Source organism: Bradyrhizobium sp. USDA 4461 (genome assembly GCF_054055655.1).
The window spans coordinates 1,887,801-1,905,479 of the sequence record NZ_JBSRXM010000001.1 but is presented as its reverse complement, the minus strand read 5'-3'; the positions used below and the strand labels follow the sequence as shown (position 1 = coordinate 1,905,479).

Annotated in this window: 12 protein-coding genes, 1 pseudogene and 1 riboswitch; of the genes and pseudogenes, 8 read left to right on the top strand and 5 right to left on the bottom strand. The window is 65.9% G+C overall.

The window, feature by feature from the left end; all coding sequences use genetic code 11:
* The first annotated feature begins 133 nt into the window (after positions 1–133).
* A complete protein-coding gene (locus ACVINW_RS08990; protein WP_456750954.1) occupies positions 134–1,450 on the top strand; it encodes an MFS transporter in 1,317 nt (438 codons plus the stop codon).
* A 155-nt stretch (positions 1,451–1,605) separates the two neighbouring features.
* Here ACVINW_RS08990 and ACVINW_RS08985 read toward each other — a convergent pair whose 3' ends face one another.
* Both ACVINW_RS08985 and ACVINW_RS08980 read right to left on the bottom strand, forming a co-directional pair.
* A complete protein-coding gene (locus tag ACVINW_RS08985; RefSeq protein WP_456750953.1) occupies positions 1,606–3,324 on the bottom strand; it encodes an N-acyl-D-amino-acid deacylase family protein in 1,719 nt (572 codons plus the stop codon).
* A gap of 168 nt (positions 3,325–3,492) precedes the next feature.
* Positions 3,493–5,302: pseudogene (locus ACVINW_RS08980) on the bottom strand (chloride channel protein).
* Positions 5,303–5,380: 78 nt separating this feature from the next.
* On the opposite strand from ACVINW_RS08980, the gene ACVINW_RS08975 reads away from it, so the two are divergent.
* Both ACVINW_RS08975 and ACVINW_RS08970 read left to right on the top strand, forming a co-directional pair.
* Positions 5,381–5,857 carry a MarR family winged helix-turn-helix transcriptional regulator gene (locus ACVINW_RS08975; RefSeq protein ID WP_456756348.1) on the top strand — a complete coding sequence of 159 codons (477 nt, stop codon included), beginning with the start codon at positions 5,381–5,383 and terminating at the stop codon, positions 5,855–5,857.
* 177 nt (positions 5,858–6,034) lie between these two features.
* Positions 6,035–7,624, top strand: coding sequence for a CYTH and CHAD domain-containing protein (locus ACVINW_RS08970; RefSeq protein ID WP_456750952.1), 1,590 nt, complete (start codon positions 6,035–6,037; stop codon positions 7,622–7,624).
* A gap of 3 nt (positions 7,625–7,627) precedes the next feature.
* Here the strand turns inward: ACVINW_RS08970 and ACVINW_RS08965 are convergent, their stop codons facing one another.
* Positions 7,628–8,860: an MFS transporter gene (locus tag ACVINW_RS08965; RefSeq protein ID WP_456750951.1), complete on the bottom strand. Its 1,233-nt coding sequence runs from the start codon at positions 8,858–8,860 to the stop codon at positions 7,628–7,630.
* A 172-nt stretch (positions 8,861–9,032) separates the two neighbouring features.
* Between ACVINW_RS08965 and ACVINW_RS08960 the strand changes: the two genes are divergently transcribed.
* Complete coding sequence (locus ACVINW_RS08960) at positions 9,033–10,280, top strand: hypothetical protein (protein ID WP_456750950.1); 1,248 nt, start codon at positions 9,033–9,035, stop codon at positions 10,278–10,280.
* Positions 10,281–10,442: 162 nt separating this feature from the next.
* Here the strand turns inward: ACVINW_RS08960 and ACVINW_RS08955 are convergent, their stop codons facing one another.
* Positions 10,443–10,616: a hypothetical protein gene (locus tag ACVINW_RS08955; protein ID WP_456750949.1), complete on the bottom strand. Its 174-nt coding sequence runs from the start codon at positions 10,614–10,616 to the stop codon at positions 10,443–10,445.
* 165 nt (positions 10,617–10,781) lie between these two features.
* On the bottom strand, positions 10,782–13,046 hold the full coding sequence (locus ACVINW_RS08950) for a TonB-dependent receptor (protein WP_456750948.1): 2,265 nt from the start codon (positions 13,044–13,046) through the stop codon (positions 10,782–10,784).
* A 108-nt stretch (positions 13,047–13,154) separates the two neighbouring features.
* A riboswitch (cobalamin riboswitch) is annotated at positions 13,155–13,352 on the bottom strand.
* 112 nt (positions 13,353–13,464) lie between these two features.
* On the opposite strand from ACVINW_RS08950, the gene ACVINW_RS08945 reads away from it, so the two are divergent.
* The 4 genes from ACVINW_RS08945 (at position 13,465) to ACVINW_RS08930 (ending at position 17,677) form a co-directional block, all read left to right on the top strand.
* Positions 13,465–14,508 carry a FecCD family ABC transporter permease gene (locus ACVINW_RS08945; RefSeq protein WP_456750947.1) on the top strand — a complete coding sequence of 348 codons (1,044 nt, stop codon included), beginning with the start codon at positions 13,465–13,467 and terminating at the stop codon, positions 14,506–14,508.
* The gene (locus ACVINW_RS08940; RefSeq protein ID WP_456750946.1) at positions 14,505–15,278 is read left to right on the top strand and encodes an ABC transporter ATP-binding protein; all 774 of its coding nucleotides are present in this window, start codon (positions 14,505–14,507) and stop codon (positions 15,276–15,278) included. The genes ACVINW_RS08945 and ACVINW_RS08940 overlap by 4 nt, the downstream gene beginning before the upstream one ends.
* Positions 15,278–16,114, top strand: coding sequence for an ABC transporter substrate-binding protein (locus ACVINW_RS08935; protein ID WP_456750945.1), 837 nt, complete (start codon positions 15,278–15,280; stop codon positions 16,112–16,114). Before ACVINW_RS08940 ends, ACVINW_RS08935 begins: the two co-directional genes overlap by 1 nt.
* A gap of 231 nt (positions 16,115–16,345) precedes the next feature.
* A complete protein-coding gene (locus tag ACVINW_RS08930) occupies positions 16,346–17,677 on the top strand; it encodes an IS1182 family transposase (RefSeq protein ID WP_456756347.1) in 1,332 nt (443 codons plus the stop codon).
* Positions 17,678–17,679 lie beyond the last annotated feature (2 nt).

The window sequence follows — 17,679 nt, the reverse complement described above, 5'->3', positions numbered from 1 at the left end:
CGGCCGTTAGCAGCGCGTCGCGTCGCCGGGCCCCGAGGAAATGCGGTGTTGCGTTGCGCGGCGAGGCGTGGCTAGCATCGCCTGATGGGGCCGATCTTACGAAGCCAAAATACGAAACGACGGGGAGCCAGATATGACGACGCAACCGACGCCAAAAGGGATGTCAAAGGGGACGCCCAAAGGCGCGTGGACCATCACCTTCCTCCTGTTCCTGTTCATGGTGGTGAACTTTGCGGACAAGATTGTGGTTGGGCTGGCCGGCGTGCCGATCAGGAAGGAGATGGGCCTCACCCCGGAGCAGTTCGGCGATCTCGGATCGTCCTTCTTCTATTTGTTCTCGATCTCGGCGATCGTGGTCGGTTTCATCGTCAACCGCATTGATACGCGCTGGGTGCTCTTGATTCTGGCGGTGATCTGGTCGCTCGCGCAATTTCCGATGATCGGCACCGTCAGCCTCACGACGCTCACGATCTGCCGAATCATCCTCGGCGCCGGCGAGGGGCCGGCCTTCTCGGTCGCCGCTCATGCCATCTACAAGTGGTTTCCGGACGAGAAGCGCACGCTGCCGACCGCGATCCTGTCGCAGGGCTCGGCGTTCGGCGTGATCCTCGCGGTGCCGGCGCTGAACTGGATCATCGTCAATCACAGCTGGCATCATGCCTTCGGCGCGCTCGGCATCGTCGGCCTGCTCTGGACCGTCGCCTGGTTCGTGCTCGGCAAAGAAGGGCCGTTGGTGTCGACGGCTGCCGTGGTCGCCGACGAGCAACGGATTCCCTACTGGAAGCTCTTGACGTCGCGCACCTTCATCGGCTGCGTGGTCGCGACCTTCGGCGCTTACTGGGCGCTATCGCTCGGGCTGACCTGGTTCACGTCCTTCATCATCGAGGGGCTTGGCTTCTCGCAGCAGCAGGCCGGCTTCGTCTCGATCCTGCCCTGGATCTTCGGCGCGACCATCGTGATCCTGACCGGCTGGATCTCGCAGCTGATGCTGGCGCGCGGCTTCACCACCCGTGGCGCGCGCGGCGTGCTCGGCGCAGCGCCGCTGGTCGCCGGCGGCTGCATTCTCGCAACGCTGCCCTATGCGCCCCAGGGCGGCCTGATGATCGCGCTGCTGGTGATCGGCTCCGGCCTTTGCGGCTCGATCTATGTGGTGTGCCCGCCGATGCTGGGCGAGTTCACGCCGGTATCGCAGCGCGGCGCCATCATTGCGATCTACGGCGCGCTGTACACGATCTCGGGCATCCTGGCGCCGATGGTGATGGGCAGTGTGATCCAGCGTGCGGCCACGCCGATGGCCGGTTACATGTCGGGCTTCACCATCAACGCTGCGATCATGGTGGGATCGGGGGTGCTGGGCTTGCTGCTACTGTGGCCGAACACCGAGCGCGCGCGCCTGACCGGAACGTCGCAGCCCGCACGGGTCATCAAGGGCGCGATGTCGCCGACGTAGAGGGCCGCTTCCACCCTCCAGGGGAGGGGGAAGCGGCCGCGTCAAGATCGAGTGCTTGTAGCCCGGATGAAGGGCAGCGTAATCCGGGGCCGCGCTATCCGCGGATGGAGCTGTCCCGGATTGCGCTTCGCTGCATCCGGGTTACGGCCATGCGCTCAATTCAAACCCTGCGCGCCGCGCACCAGCCGGCCTGGGCGCGCACCGGTGGCTTTGCCTGCGCGCTGGGTCACGACGCCGGAGACGATGGTGGCGTCGTAGCCGTCGACCTGCTGCAACAGGCGGCGGCCGCCGACCGGCAGGTCGTAATGCACCTTCGGCGGATGCAGATGCAGCCGGTCGTAATCGATCACGTTGACGTCGGCCTTGAAGCCCGGCGCGATCACGCCCCGGTCGGTGAGGCCGACCGACAGTGCGGTCTTGCGCGACTGCGCCGCGACCACGAACGGGATCGAGAGCTTGTCGCCGCGGCTGCGGTCGCGCGTCCAGTGCGTCAGGAGATAGGTCGGGAAGCTGGCATCGCAGATGATGCCGCAATGCGCGCCGCCATCGGACAGGCCGGGCACGGCGCTCGGCTCGCGCAGCATCTCATGCACGGCATCGAGATTGCCGTCGGCATAATTCAGGAACGGCACGTAGAGCATGCCGCGGCCCTCGTCGGTCAGCATCGCGTCATAGGCGAGCTCTTCCGGCTGCCGGCCCTGGCGCCGCGCCTTCGGGCCGAGCGCGTTCTCCGGCGGTTGTTCATAATCCGGCGGATTGCCCAGGAGGTACATCTTGTCGTAGTTCGGCCGAAAGAACAGCGGATCGTCGGTCGCCGTTGCGTTCTCGCTGAGGATCGCCGCGCGCACCTCGGGCCGCCGCAGATGTGCGAGCCGCTCGGCCAGCGGCAGCTTGGCGATCTCGCGGTAGCTCGGATGGGTCTGGAATGGGTTGCGCGACAACTCCAGCCCGAGCAACAGCCCGACCGGGCGCGCCGCGATCTGGGTCGTGATCGATAGACCTCGGGCGGCGGCTTCATTGATGGTGTCCATGGTCTGCCGCCAGCGCCGCGGCGCCTTGTCGGCCTGGGCGACCGAGAACGAGATCGGGCATTTGGTGTTCTCGGCGACCCGCAGCATCATCGGCAGGTCTTCGTGCACTGTGCTCTGGTCGAGCACGAATTGCAGCACGCTGCGGCCGACGCCATGCATCGCGCCGGCGATCGCGGTCAATTCGTCCTCGCCCGCCTTCAGCGTCGGCGTGTAGTCGCCGGTCGAGGTGCGGTGATTGAGCGTGCGCGAGGTCGAGAAACCCAGCGCGCCCGCGCGCACCGCATCACCGGCGAGCGCCGCCATCTGCTGGTTGTCTTCAGCCGTTGCCGGATCGCGGCGCGCGCCGCGCTCGCCCATCACATAGACCCGCAGCGCCGCGTGCGGCAGCTGCGCGCCGATATCCATGTCGAAGCTGCGCTTCGACAGCCACTCCATGTAGTCGGGGAAGCTCTCCCACGCCCAGGGAATGCCGGCCGAAAGCACCGGCTCCGGAATATCCTCGACGCCTTCCATCAGCTGGATCAGCCTGTTGTGGTCGCTCGGCCGGCACGGCGCGAAGCCGACACCGCAATTGCCCATGATCGCCGTGGTGACGCCGTTCTGCGACGACGGCGTGATGTCCTGGCTCCAGGTCACCTGGCCATCGTAATGGGTGTGGACGTCGACGAAGCCGGGCGCGACGAGCTTGCCCTTGGCGTCGATCTCTTCCTTGCCTTTCGCCGTGACCTTGCCGACTTCGGTGATCTTGCCGCCGGAGATCGCGACATCGGCCTCATAGAGATCGCCGCCTTTGCCGTCGGCGATCGTGCCGCCGCGGATCACGAGGTCTGGGGTCGAGTTCATGGCGTTTCATCCCGAGGCTGTTCTTGGTTATGCGGCATCATGGGTGAGCCCTTGATGCTGTCAACCTGCGCCGATGAAGCTCTGGGATGCGCTGGCAGCGATTTTGCCAGCGAGAACGGGGGTTGCGCCCGGCGGAAATTTGTTCCGCCGGGCAAGCTGGCTGTGCACCTATCGCGCGCCGAAGAAGGCGGTCTTTTGGGTCTCCTCGGCCTGCAGCCTGGCGCGCACCCGCATCAAATCCTTCCAGCCGATATAGCCGACCAGGCGCTGATCTTCGCGCGAGATCACAGGCAGATGCGAGACGTTGACCTGCATCAGGCGGTCGGCGAGCCGGTCGAGATATTCATCCGGGTAGGCGACCGTGATCTTGCTCCCCGCCAACAGCTGGCTGAGCGTCGCGGTGCGATGCTTGCCGGCGCGGCGCCAGCGCAGCACCGACGGCGGGTCGATCACGCCGAGCACGTGATGGTTGGCGTCGATGACCGGGAAACTCGGATGACTGGTCTTCGGGCTGGTCAGGAAGGCTGCCGCGCCATGCAGCGTCATGGTGTCGGCGACGCTCTCGACCGCCTTGGTCATGACGTCACGCACCCGCGTCAGCGCGAAGGGATCGACCCGGTACTCGCGCACCAGATGATGGCCGCGCCGCGCCACCTTCTCGGTCAGGATCGAGCGCCGCATCAAGAGCACCGTGACGCCATGCGCGCTGCAACAGGCCGCGATCAGCGGCAGCAGCACATGGGTATTGCCGGTGAGCTCGACCGCGAAGAAGGTCGCGGTCAACGGCGAACGCATCGTGCCGCCCATCGTCGCCGCCATCGCCAGCAGCGCCCAGAAGCCCGGGCTCGCGGCGGGAAGGTAGCCGCTCAGCGCGGTGCCCATCGCGCCGCCCATGATCAGCAGCGGCGCCAGCACGCCGCCCGACGTGCCGGAGCCGAGCGCGACCGACCAGATGATCGCCTTGACTACGAGCAGCAGCAGCGCGGCTTTCAGCACCAGGTCGCCGTGCAGCATCGACGCGAGGTTATCGTAGCCGACACCGAGTGCCTGCGGCTCGATCAAGCCGCCAAGACCGACCACGAGGCCGCCGATCAGCGGCCACCACATCCAGTGGATCGGCAGCTTGAGGAAAAGATCCTCGCAGCCATAGACCAGCTGGGGTGAGCACGCCCGACAGCAGACCGGACAGGATTCCGATCAGCATCCAGGCGCCGAGTTGCAGCACCGAGATGTCGACACCGCCGGTGAACGGGAATAGCGGCGCCGGCATGTGCAGCAAGGTGCGCCCGACCGCCGCCACCACGGCGGCGACGGTGACGGGAATGAAGCTGCGTGGGGTCCATTCGAACAGCAAGAGTTCGACCGCGAGCATGATCGCCGCGATCGGCGTTCCGAATACCGTGGTCATCCCCGCGGCGGCGCCCGCCACCAGCAGGGTCTTGCGCTCGTTGTCGGTGACGGGGAGCATCTGCGCGATCAGCGAGCCGATCGCGCCGCCGGTCATGATGATCGGGCCCTCGGCGCCGAACGGGCCGCCGGTGCCGATCGAGATCGCCGACGACAGCGGTTTGAGGATCGCCACCTTGGGATCGAGCCGTGAGCGGCCCAGCAAAATGGCTTCGATGGCTTCCGGAATGCCGTGGCCGCGGATCTTCTCGCTGCCGAAGCGCGCCATCAGGCCGATGATCAGCGATCCCGCGACCGGGACCAGCACGGTCCACAGGCCAAGCGGCGAATCCTGCAATTTCAGGTCGGCAAAGCTGAACTTGCCGAAATAGGCGATGTTGGTGGCGAGCTTGATCAATTGCAGCAGGCCGGCACCGGCCAGCACGCCGGCGGCGGCGACGAACACGGCAATCGCCGAGATCACCACGACGCGCGGATCGGTCGTGAAATCGCTCAGCAGGTGGCTGGCCTTGTCGCTAATCTTGGTGCCGGTTTTGGCCGAGGCGCGCGATTTAGTGGAAATGACGCTCATTGGTGGCGTAAGGCTCGGGTGAAGTGGGATGCCGGCGTAATATCGCATTGCGATATAATTACAAGCGGGAGGGATCGAATGGCAGCGTTGAAAAGACCGCTAAAATCGCCGGCCGAGGCCCTGAACAAGACCCGGAGCAAGCCCCGAAAACGGGTTCCCAGCCAGGCCGATTACGAGGCGCTCTCGCAATTTCGTTATCTGATCCGCCGTTTTCTGGAGTTCAGCCAGGATGCCGCAAAGGCCGAGGGCCTGACGCCAAGGCAGCATCAGGCCTTGCTGGCGATCCGGGGCTATCCGGGCGGCGGCCCCGTCACGATCGGCGATCTGGCCGAGCGGCTGCGGCTTCGCCACCACACCACGGTCGAACTGGTCGATCGGCTCTCCGAGGCCGAACTGGTCCAACGCATGCTCGACCCCGCCGACCAGCGCCGCGTGCTGCTCAAATTGACCGCACGCGCGGCCGAGCATCTCGCTGAATTGTCAGCGGTTCATCTCGATGAGCTGTCGCGGATCGAGCCGCTGCTGAAGCAGGTGCTGTCGCGACGATCGGAATGAACGCACGAAACATTTCGCGCGCGAAGCAGTATTCGCTCTCGGCCGGCGCGGTCCGCTCACGTACAACTTCACCGCGCGGATTTGGGCTACAAAACGTGCCCAATGCACGCTGCCGCACAAAGGATGTCGCTTGTCTTTGTCGTAAAACCTTCATACACCGCACTGGGGGCGATATCATTGAATGAGCGGCAACCGGTCGTGATCGATGCGGGCACTCCCATTACCGTCGGGCATGGCGATCAGGCGGAAGTCGAGCTCAAGCTGCTTGCGCCGCAAGGAAGCCTCGAAAAGCTGCGCGAGGCACCCTGCATCGTGCAGCATGCGCGCAATCGCGGCGCGTTTCACCGGCTCGAGACGGTGTATTACGACACGGCGGAGCGGCTGCTGTTTCAGCACGGCATGTCGCTGCGCGTGCGGCATAGCGGCAAGACCTTCATCCAGACGCTGAAGTTTCCACCCAATGCCGCGCAGCCTATGATGCGCCGCCAATGGGAGGTGCAGGTTGAAGGCATCGTCCCCGATCTGAGGCGGTTTCCGGCCGACGAGGTCGGCGATCCCGTGGCGACGCTCGGCAACGACGCGCTGTTGCCGGTTTTCGCGACGAAAGTGCGCCGCCACGCCCGGCAGCTCGATCTGCCCGATGCATCGGTTGAAGTCGCATTCGACGAGGGAACCATCGAGGCCGATGCCCGCCAGGAGGTTCTGTCGGAAATCGAGCTTGAACTGAAGAGCGGCAATGCCGGCGTCCTGTTCGATTTGGGAACGCAGCTGCTCGACGCGGCGCCGCTGCAGATCGGCACGCGCAGCAAGGCGGAACGCGGCTATGCGCTCGCGTTTGATGTCGCGCCGTCGGCGGCGAAAGCCGAGTCGTCAGGCATCACCGCTGATCTTGTGGTCGACGACGTGATCGCGCGGCTGGTTGGCTCCTGCTGGCATCATCTCTTGAAGAATCATGCGGTGGCCGAGCAGGGGACGGATCCCGAAGGCGTGCACCAGATGCGGGTGGCGTTGCGGCGTCTACGGACGATCTGTGCGCTGTTCCGGCGCGATATTCCATCGCCGGCATTTCTGGCGCTCAACAGCGAAGCAAGATGGCTGATGCGGCAACTCGGCAAGGCCCGGGATTGGGACGTATTCGCCGAAACGACGATCACCCGCCTGGTCAGCGCGGTTCCGGATATCGACCTCGATGGCCTCCGCAAGGCGGTCGAGCAGCGGCAGAAGTCGAGCTACGGCGCCTTGCATGGCGTTCTGGCCGACCCCCGTTGCAGCCGCTTCCTGCTCTCGCTCGGGCAGCTGGTGGAGCGCCGCAGCTGGCGCAACGAGATCGACAGCGAAGCGCTGGCGATCCTGTCGCAACCGATGCCGGTGCTTGCCGATCGGATTCTGCAACGCTTGCATCGCAAGACGCTGAAGCGTGGTGCGGGCTTCCGGCAGCTCGACATCCATGCGCAGCATAATCTGAGGATCAACCTCAAGAAGTTGCGCTATGCGGCGGAGTTCTTCCTGCCGCTTTATGCCGCCCATGCGCCGGCGAAGCGCTACGTGAAGCGGCTCGCCCGGTTGCAGAACAGCCTCGGGCGGGTGTGCGACATCGGCAGCACGCGCGTGCTGCTCCACACCATCGCACAGGATGACCAGCCTGCGCTTCATCTCGGCATCGGCGCGATGGCCGGCTGGCTGGCGCGCGATCAGATCGCGGTGACAAAAGCGCTGCGCAAGAGCTGGCGGCGCTTCAAGGCGACGCCGGTGTTCTGGGGGCGGTGAATTCTAACGAGACTGCGCCTGGACCGCCATCGGAGAGGCCTGCGGCTTGCGCTCGGTGACCAGCGCGAGCAGCACGGTCAGCACCATGAAGCCGACCGAGGCGCCGAACACCCAATGCGGCATGTGCTGGTCCATGATCCAGCCGAACAAGAGCGGACTAACGATGCCGCCGAAGTTGAAGCCGGTGGAGACGATGCCGAAGGCGCGGCCGGCGGCGCCGGGCGGTGCCGTGTTGCGCACCATCATGTCGCGCGAGGGCGCGATTACGCCGCCGAGGAATCCGGCGAGCCCCATCGCCAGCGTCAGCGCCACCGGCGGCAGGTTCACCAGCGCGATCAGCAGCACCAGCACGGCATTGACCGCGAAGCAGGCCGCGGCGAGCTGGCTGTGGCGATTGGTCCAGTCGGCGAGATAGCCGCCGGCGAGCACGCCCGCCGCGCTGGCGCCGAGGAACGCGGTCAGCGCGATGTTGGCGGTTGAGAACGATGCGCCGTAGCCGCCCATCAGTGCGACCACGCCGAAATTGTTGATGCCCGAGGTCGACAGGCTGAGCAGCGTGAAGAACGCGGTCAGCACCAGCAGTGCCGGCGTGATCACGCTGGCTTTCGGCGCCGCATCGTCCTTTGACTTGTTCTTGTTGGCGCCGGCATCGGGAATGCCGAGCACGATCAGGAACAGCGCCACCAGCGGGCCGACCGCGCCGGCGACGATCAGCGCGCCGAGACCGCCCATCGAGGCGACCAGGGCCGCCATGATCGCGGGCGCCACTGCGCCGCCGAGGAAGCCGGCAAAGGTGTGGATCGAGAAGGCGCGGCCCATCCGCGCCTCGTCCATGTGGGCCGAGAGGATGGCGTAGTCGGCCGGATGGTAGACGCTGTTGGCAAGCCCGAGCAGCACCGCGCAAACGATCAGCGAGCTGTAGCTGAGATGCAGGCCGAGCCCGATCAGCGCACAGCCGCCGACCGTCAATCCGATGAGCAGGATCTTGCGCGCGCCGATATGGTCGGCGAGATAGCCGATCGGCGCCTGGGTCAGGCCCGAGACCACCGCGAACACCGTCAGCGCCAGGCCGAGTTCGACATAGCCGACGCCGAGCTGCTGCTTCAGGAACGGGAACAGCATCGGCAGCACGAAGATGTGGAAATGGCTGACCCAATGGGCGACCGAGATCCCGGTCAGCGTGCGCAGCGTGCTGTCGGCTTTCGCTTGCTGCGGTGCGGCCAGAATGTCGACCATATCAGTGACAACCCACTTTTTCCAAAGCCCGGCAGGGCCAGCCGAAAATAGAGGCTGGCCGCTAATTGTCCATGAACGCGGGCGCATAGCTGCCCCCGGCGCAGGCGTGCCGGATCGACACATGCGGCATTAAAGGCGGCGACAAAGTGCAGCGGCGCGGTGATGATCGGCCATGATCGACACCAAAAAACCGCTCCGCGTGCTGGTGTCGGAGGGCTCCAGCACCTCCGGCCGCGAGGCGATCACGATCCTGGGGCTGGCCGGCCATCATGTCGAGGTCTGCGATCCCTCGCGCTGGTGCCTGGCGCGCTATTCCCGCTTTGTCCGCAAATATCACCATTGTCCGCCGCTGCGGTCGGATCCGGCCGGTTATCTCGGCTTCGTCGAGCGCCTGTTGACGTCGCAGCATTTCGACGTGCTGCTGCCGACCCATGAACAGGGTTTTCTGTTCGCCCGCGCCGCGCCGCGGCTGACGTCGCATACCGGTCTCGCGCTGCCGGACTTCACCAGCTATCGCGCCGTGCACAGCAAGGCCGGCTTCAGCCGCCTGCTCGATCAGCTCGGCCTGCCGCAGCCGCCGACCCGCATTGTGAACTCGGCCGACGAGCTGCGCGACGGCCTGCGGTTTCCCTCCGTGGTCAAGACGTCGGTCGGCACGGCGAGCCGTGGCATCTGGTTCGTGCGCGACACCGGTGATCTCAACCGCGCGCTCTACGATCTCGACTCCGCCGGCGACTTTGCCGGCGAGGTGCTGGCGCAGGATCTCATCACCGGCACGGTCGAGAAGGCGCAGTCGGTCTTCTCGGGCGGTACGCTGATCGGCTTCCACGCTTACCGGCAGATCGCGGCCGGTGTCGGCGGCGGCGAGGCGATCAAGGAGAGCGTGAGCCGGCCGGCAATCCGCGCCGCGCTCGAGACCATCGGTGCGCATCTCGGCTGGCATGGCGCGCTCTCGGTCGACGTCATCATGCCGCTCGACAGCGCGACGCCGCTGTTGATCGATTGCAATCCGCGGCTGGTCGAGCCTGTGAATGCGTACCGGTCGGGCACCGATCTGGTCGACCTGCTGCTGCGCGTCTCTCTCGATGAAGCGCCGACGCCGCTGGCCGAGAGCCGCGCCGGGGTGCGGACGCATCTGGCCATGCAGGCGCTGCTCGGCAGCGCATCGCGCGACGGCACGCGGCGCGACCTGATCCGGGAGTGCGGCCGCATCGCCGCGGGCGGAGGCCTCTACCGGGCAAGCACCGAGGAATTGACGCCGGTGCGGCTCGATTGGCTCAGCGCCGTGCCGCTGGCGATGACCACCGCGCTGCTGCTGGCCTCGCCGTCGATCGCCTCATCGCTGGCGCGCGGCGGCTTCGGCGCGCATCTGCTCGATCGCGGGAGTATTGCAAAGATCGAGAGCGAGGATTTCGGTTAGCTCCATCCCACGTCGTCCCGGGCAAGCGAAGCGCGACCCGGGACCCATAACCACCAGCGGTGATTGTTACGACGTGCTGGGACAACAGCGCGCTTCAACAATTCAATCCTGTGGTTGGGTCCCGGCTTTCGCCGGACGACGACGACATATATCGCTTATCCCTCACAACGGCTCGTCATCATTGCCGTAGCGGTCGAGCTTCGGCGTGGCGATGTCGCCATCCTCGTAATACTCGTCGTCCTGCTTTGATGCAGGCGGCGGAGGCACCTTAACCTTGTCGTCGGTCTTCTCGTTGATCTTGGCGCCGCCCTTACTCGTCTTTCCGGCCTTGGCCATGCGTTTCCCCTGTACGGGTCAAATCAGCTGCGGCAATTCTACTCCAGTTTGCGAGCGCTCGTCATGTGAGCAGACGACGTGACGGGGTCACATCCCGCCACACCCTCTCTTGTTTAAGCATGATCTTTTCGGAAAACCGGTCCCCACTTTTTCCGGATCATGCTCTCAAAACGTCGCGCCGGCCTTGACCATGTAGGTGCGGCCGGGCAGCGGATAGGCCGAGAAGCGGCCTTCCGTGAACGAGCTCGCGATGGCGTAGTCGTAGTACAGCGCGTTGAACAGGTTGTTGACGCTCAGCGACCAGAACAAGCGGTCGACTTGTCCGCTCAGCTTGATATCGGCAGTGGCGTTGCCGGGGATTTTGCTTTGGGTGTTGGCCTGGTCGTTGTCCATGATGCGCGAGCTCCAGGCCCGCGCGGTGGCATCGAACACCAGATAGTTCTGCCAGATGTTCCAGGTTACGCCGAGATTGCCGGTGCTGCGCGACACCAGCGGCACGTCGTTGCCGGCCCATATGCCTTCGCGAAATACCGCGCGGGTGATCGCCATGCCGCCGCGCAGGGTGACGGTGTCGCTGATCTTCAGCGAAGCACTGGTCTCGGAGCCGTAGCGGCGGGTGGGATCGAGGTTAACATTGTAGAACAGCACCGGATTGAAATGGATCTCGTTCTCGAGATCCATCAGATAGACGCTGGTCTGGATCTGGAAGCGAGCGGTCTTGACCCGGAAGCCGCCCTCGACGTCCTGCGAGGTCTGGGTCTTGAGCTGAAAATTCTGCGGAATCGGGGCGAATGTCAGCGGATCGAAGGCCGGCCCCGATGCGACGCGCTCGTCGACATCGGGCGTGCGGAAGGCGCGCGCGGCGCGACCGAACGCCGAGAAGGTGTCGGTGAAGCGATGCTCGACACCGACATGCAAGGCGTACTGTGTCTCGTTGCTGTCGAGCGGTGCCGCCTGCGTGTCGAAAGCGAACGGCGCATTCGGATCGTAGCGATCGCGCGCCGAGACGTGGGTGTTCTGCACCCGCGCGCCGTAGGAGAAGTCGGTGGTCGGCAGCAAGCCGAACGTGTGCTGCCAATAGCCGGCCACGCTCTGCTGCTCGATGTTGTAGACGTGGGTGGGATCGACGCCCTGATAGGCGCCGCGTGCCTCACGGAAGGTCGAATCGTAATAGTCGATGCCGGTCAGGATCGTGGATGGCATGCCCAGCATGACATTCTTGACGCTGAGCCGCGGCGTCAGAGACCAGGTCTGCAGCGCGGCGTCATTGTAGGTCGAGGCGAAGCTGATGGTCGGCACGGTGCCGAAGAAGCCGCTCTGCGTCTCGCGCTGCCGCCAGCCGCCGTCGACGATCAGGTCGACGCCGTTCACCAGCGTTCTGGTGAAGCCGGTGGTGACGCTCGCGGTCTGCTGGTTCGCATAGTCGAACGGCGTCGCCGCACCGCGACGATCAGTCAGCAACTCGTTGACGCCGATCGACGGATCGACCAGCCGTCCGCCGGGCAGGCCGAGCTTCTGGTCGCTGCCGGTGACGGTGACGAAGGCGGTGAGATCCGGTGTGGTGTAGTTGACGTTGCCGACGGCGTTGCGCTGGTCGAGCGCATTGTTGACGCGGTAGCCGTCGGATTTGATGCCGCTGCCATAGAACGAGGTCGACCACGGTCCTGAATTGAGAGCCGCGGAGACCGCGGCCATCCGGGTGTTGAACGAGCCAACTCCGGCCTCGGCGCGCATCGTGGCTGGTGGACCACCGGCGCCGGCCTTGGTGATGATGTTGACCACGCCGCCGACCGCGTTGTCGCCATAGAGCACCGCGCCGCTGTTGCCGCTGACGATCTCGATCCGTTCGATCGAATCGAGCGGAATCGTGGTGAGATCGAAGCCGGCTTTGTCGACGTCGTTGAGGCGGCGGCCGTTGAGCAGGAACAGGGTGTTGTCGGTCGCGAATGCGCCGAAGCCACGCAGGTCAACCGAGGTCTTGGCGCCGTTCGGCCCGCCATAGAGCGATTGCAGCTGCACGCCCGGCACCTGCGCCAGGATTTCCGGCAGCGACTGCGACGGCGAATGCGCGATGTCGTCGGCGGTGATCACGGTCGAGGAGGAGCCGACGACCCCGGCAAACTGGCGGCCGCCGCTGCTGCCGCCGGTCCCCGTGGCCGAGCCGGCTCCAGCCGAGTTCGATCCGGCGCCGCTGCCCGCGTTGCTGCTCTGCGTGGTGCCCGGCGCCGGGCGGCGTGGGGCCGGGGTCTCGTCAGCGGGCGGTTTGGCGCGGGTAACGTTCTGGTCGCCGGATCGGCTGACTTCGATTGCGGGCAGCTGATCGGGAGCGGGCGCCTGCTGCGCCCGCGCCGTTGAAAGGACGATCGTCGGCAAGATGATCGTCGACGCGAGCAGAAGCGCGCGGCGCCGATCGGGTGGGAAGGAAAACATAGGCGAGACCTCGGTAACGTCAGTGGCACGTCACCGCGAAGCAGTCTCACCATGTGCTTGCAGCATCAGGTGAAGCTCATGCCTGTACTCCCCGACCGGCATCCTCGCGTGTGACCACGGCTGACGGCAGGTCTCCTGGCTCGCGGGTCGTTACCCTTCGTCGCCTTCCCAGGACCGAGATTCCCAGTGGCCTGTGACGAAGGATTCACCGCATACAGTTGCGGGGGCAGCCGCGGCGTTGGGGAAGTTTCCCCGTACCGCATTCCCTTTTCATCTCATGAAAGAACCGTCATGGTCATCTAGGGTTCGGCCGGGCAGCAAAGTCAATCCGGCGGAAGTCGGGCAATGGCCGCCCGGCCACGGTTTTTGTCGGGTGTCGCTTGTCTGCCACGGCGATCGCTGTAAGAGCATGGATGAGATGAGCGTGCAGGATTTTGCCTTGGCGGCCGAGATCGCGGCGCGGCGGCGGTGGAGTGCCACCGCGGCGCTATTCGCGCTCGTGGTTCTGCTGTGCGTGCTCTCGCTCGGCATCGGGCCGGTGCGGCTGTCGCCGCTCGCGGTGATCGAGGCGCTGTTCGGGGGCGGCAGCGACGTCGCGCAGGTCATTGTGCGCGAGATCCGGCTGCCGCGCACCATCCTGGCATTCGCGATCGGCGGCATTCTCGGGCTGTCGGGCGCGGCGCTGCAAGGCCTGCTGCGCAATCCGCTGGCTTCGCCGTCGCTGTTCGGCGCGCCGCAATCGGCGGCATTCGGCGCGGTGCTGGTGATCGCGCTCGGCCTCGCCGATGTGCGGTACTACGCGCTGCCGGCGGTGGCGATTATCGCCGCGTTCGGCTCGGTGTTCGCATTGCTCGCGATCGCCGGTCGCAATGCCGGGCTGCTGATCCTGATCCTCGCGGGGCTTGCGATCTCGAGCTTTGCGGGTGCCGCGACCGCGCTGGTGATGAACCTCTCCAGCAATCCGTTCGTGGTGCTGGAGATCGCGTTCTGGCTGCTCGGCTCGCTGGAGGACCGCAGCTTCGAGCATGTGGCGCTGGCGCTGCCCTTTATCGTCGCCGGCGCGGCCATCCTGCTCAGCCAGGCGAGCGCCTTTCGTGTGCTGACGCTCGGCGAGGAGGCGGCGCGGAGTCTCGGCGTCGATGTCGGGCGGCTGCGGCTCTTCGTCATCACGGGCGTCGCGCTCGGCGTCGGCGGCGCGGTCGCGGTGACCGGCACGATCGGCTTCATCGGCCTCGTCGCGCCGCATCTGATGCGCCCGGTGATCGGTCATGATCCGGCACGGCTGCTGGTACCGAGCGCGCTGACCGGCTCGGCGCTGCTGCTTGCCGCAGATATCGCGGTGCGCATCATCCCCTCGACCTCGGACATCAAGGTCGGCGTGCTGACCTCGATCATCGGCGTGCCGTTCTTTCTTTACCTCATCATGCGCGAGCGCCGCGCGCTCGGCGGAGGCGTGGCATGACGCTGCTCTCCGCCACAGCGCTCAACGCCTCGCTCGGCAGCCGCAAGGTGCTGCACGATGTCTCGCTGTCGCTCGCGGCCGGTCACCTGGTCGCGCTGGTCGGACCGAATGGCGCCGGCAAGACCACGCTGTTGCGCGCGCTGGCTGGCCTGATCCCGTCTGACGGCGAGATCAGGATTGGCGGCGAGGCTCTGGCGTCATTGCCGCTGCGCGAGCGTGCGAAACGTTTTGCGTATCTGCCGCAGGGGCACATGGTGCACTGGCCGCTGCCGGCACGCGATATCGTGGCGCTCGGCCGCTATCCGCATGGCGCGACCGATCCGGCGCGGCTGTCGCCCGGGGATATGGAGGCGGTGCTGCGGGCGATGCAGGCCGTCGATGTCACCGAGTTCCGCGATCGCCGCGTCACCGAGCTGTCCGGCGGCGAGCGCAGCCGTGTCGCGCTGGCCCGGGTGCTCGCGGTCGAGGCGCCGGTGATCCTCGCCGACGAGCCGACCGCCTCGCTCGATCCGCGCCATCAGATCGACGTGATGCAGAAGCTGCGCAACGTCGCCGACACCGGCGTGCTGGTGATCGTCGTGACGCATGACCTCGGCCTCGCCGCGCGCTTCGCCGATCATGTGCTGGTGCTGTCGGAGGGGCGGCTGGCGGCGCAGGGCGCGCCTGATGAGGCACTGTCGGAAGCAGTCCTCGCCAGCGTATTCCGCGTCAGCGCCTACCGCGCTGAATTCCGGCGCGAGGCGGTCATCGTGCCATGGGCGGACGTCTGATGTGCGCGTGGCGTCTCGCAGCCTTGGCCGCGGCGGCATGGATCACGTCGCTTGGTGCCGCGTCCGCCGCCGGCCCGCGCATCGTCTCGATGAATGTCTGCAGCGACCAGCTCGTGCTGTCGCTCGCCGACCCGGACCAGATCCTCGGCCTCAGCCGCTTTTCGCGCGATGCCTGGCAATCCTGGGCAGCCGAGAAAGCGCGAAACTTTCTACGCCTGTCGGGCGAGGCCGAGGACGTGCTGCTGCTCAAGCCAGACATCGTCGTCGTCAGCCTGTTCGACAAACGCGCGACGCGTGACCTGCTGAAGGCCCACGGGCTGCACCTCGCCGAATTCACGGTACCGCGCACGCTGGACGAGGTGAGGGATCAAATCCGCGCCATGGGCGATGTGGTGCAGCATCCCGATCGCGCCGAGCTGGAGATCGCGCGCCTCGATGCGGCGATCGCGCGGGCGCGTGCGGTGGCGAGCGCGCATCATTACCGCGTGCTGCCGCTGGAGCGGCGTGGCTTCGTGTCGGGAGATAACAGCCTGATTAACTCGCTGCTGGCGGCAACCGGCCTGACCAATGCGGCCGGTGAGCTCGGCCTCGGCGCGGGCGGCTTTGCCTCGCTCGAGGCCATCGTGAAGTTGCGGCCGGATTTCATCCTGGTATCGGAGGCTGGCGATCGCGCCGAGGATGAGGGCCGCGCCTTCCTGCTGCATCCGGCGCTGGAGCGCTTCTATCCGGAGCGAAGGCGCATCGTGCTGCCCGAGCGGCTCACAGTGTGTGGCGGCGTGATGCTGGCGGATGCGCTGGACCGGCTGACGGAAGAATTGCAGCGCGTGACGCGGTAGTTGATGTGCCCCGCATCTAAGTCCCGTCATCCTGAGGAGCGCGAAGCGCGTCTCGAAGGATGCACGGCCCGGATCTCTCCAAATGTTCGCGGACGCGGCGTGGCCGTCGACCCTTCGAGACGCCGCTTCGCGGCTCCTCAGAGGGTGTGATTTTTTTGGGGTTTCAGCGAGCATTATAGCCGAAAGCCGGCGCGGTGTGATTCTCTGGCGATGATGGATTCGCGGGAGGTGATGTTGGCTGCCGATGAGTTGTTTGGGGACCTGCCGGAGCAGGCGAAGCCATCAGTCGAAGCGGGCTTGCCCGGCGCTCCGCGGCTGCGTGAGCCCCAGCGCGACCAGATTGCGCTGCGAGCGGTTGATATTGAGAGCCTGATCGGGGAAGACCATCCGGTGCGGCTGATCTGGTCTTATGTCGAAGAGCTTGATCTGAGTGAGTTGGAGGACCGGATCAAGGCTCGCGGCGATCGTCCCGGTCACCCCGCGACCTCGCCCCGGCTTTTGCTGGCGCTGTGGCTCTATGCCGCCAGCGAAGGCGTTGGCAGCGCGCGGGCGTTGGAGCGGCTGTGCGAGAGCCACGATGCCTATCGCTGGCTGTGCGGCGGGGTGTCGGTGAACTATCACCTGCTGGCGGACTTCCGGGTCGGCAACGCCGATCTGCTTGACCGACTGCTCAGTGAGCATCTGGCAGCGTTGGCAAAGGCCGGTCTCGTCGATCTGGAGACCTTGGCGCAGGATGGCATGCGGGTCCGGGCCAGCGCCGGGGCGGCCTCGTTCCGGCGCGAGGCGACGCTGGATAAGCATTTGGCGCAGGCTGAGGCCGTGGTGGAAGACCTCAAGCGCGAGGTCGACACACGCTCGGACGCCAGCAATAAGCGTGCCCGGGCAGCCAAGGAGCGGGCCGCGCGGGAACGCAGCGCGCGGGTGAAGGCGGCGCAGACGGCGCTCGCCGAGATCAAGCAGCAGCGCAAGGAGCGCGAAGAAAGTCGCGGCAACGGCAAGACGCCGAAGGAGCCGCGGGCCTCCACGACGGACGCCTATGCACGGGTCATGAAGATGGCGAACGGCGGCTTCCGCCCCGCCTACAACGTGCAGGTGACGAGCGTGGCCGGCGAGCAGATCGTCGTCGACACCAGAATTTGCAACATCGGATCCGATCGCGGCCTGATGCGTCCCATGCTGGAGCGGCAGCGTGCGCGGCCCGGAGGGTTGCCCAAGGACCATCTCGTCGATGGCGGCTTTGGCAGTGCCGAGGACATCGAATGGGCCTATGCCGAGGGCATCGATATCTTTTGTCCGCCCACTCAATCCAAGCACGGTACCGATCCCTATCTACCGCGGCGCGGCGACGGTCCGGGGGTGTTGGCCTGGCGTGCGCGAATGGCGAGCAAAGAGGGCAAGGCCCGATACAGGTCCCGGTCGATCTGCGAGTGCATCCATGCCCGCTGGCGCAATTGGGACCTGCGGCAATTGACCGTGCGCGGCATCGAAAAGGTCCGTGCCGTCGTGCTCTGGTACGCCCTCGTCAACAACATCCTGCAAGGCAACCGCCTCTCCAGAGCCTAAAC

What these genes read in the sequence shown, in the direction of transcription:
- ACVINW_RS08990 (WP_456750954.1), top strand. Translation starts at nt 134, where the DNA reads ATGACGACGCAACCGACGCCAAAAGGGATGTCAAAGGGGACGCCCAAA.
- ACVINW_RS08985 (WP_456750953.1), bottom strand. Translation starts at nt 3,324, where the DNA reads ATGAACTCGACCCCAGACCTCGTGATCCGCGGCGGCACGATCGCCGAC.
- ACVINW_RS08975 (WP_456756348.1), top strand. Translation starts at nt 5,381, where the DNA reads ATGGCAGCGTTGAAAAGACCGCTAAAATCGCCGGCCGAGGCCCTGAAC.
- ACVINW_RS08965 (WP_456750951.1), bottom strand. Translation starts at nt 8,860, where the DNA reads ATGGTCGACATTCTGGCCGCACCGCAGCAAGCGAAAGCCGACAGCACG.
- ACVINW_RS08960 (WP_456750950.1), top strand. Translation starts at nt 9,033, where the DNA reads ATGATCGACACCAAAAAACCGCTCCGCGTGCTGGTGTCGGAGGGCTCC.
- ACVINW_RS08955 (WP_456750949.1), bottom strand. Translation starts at nt 10,616, where the DNA reads ATGGCCAAGGCCGGAAAGACGAGTAAGGGCGGCGCCAAGATCAACGAG.
- ACVINW_RS08950 (WP_456750948.1), bottom strand. Translation starts at nt 13,046, where the DNA reads ATGTTTTCCTTCCCACCCGATCGGCGCCGCGCGCTTCTGCTCGCGTCG.
- ACVINW_RS08945 (WP_456750947.1), top strand. Translation starts at nt 13,465, where the DNA reads ATGAGCGTGCAGGATTTTGCCTTGGCGGCCGAGATCGCGGCGCGGCGG.
- ACVINW_RS08940 (WP_456750946.1), top strand. Translation starts at nt 14,505, where the DNA reads ATGACGCTGCTCTCCGCCACAGCGCTCAACGCCTCGCTCGGCAGCCGC.
- ACVINW_RS08935 (WP_456750945.1), top strand. Translation starts at nt 15,278, where the DNA reads ATGTGCGCGTGGCGTCTCGCAGCCTTGGCCGCGGCGGCATGGATCACG.
- ACVINW_RS08930 (WP_456756347.1), top strand. Translation starts at nt 16,346, where the DNA reads ATGTTGGCTGCCGATGAGTTGTTTGGGGACCTGCCGGAGCAGGCGAAG.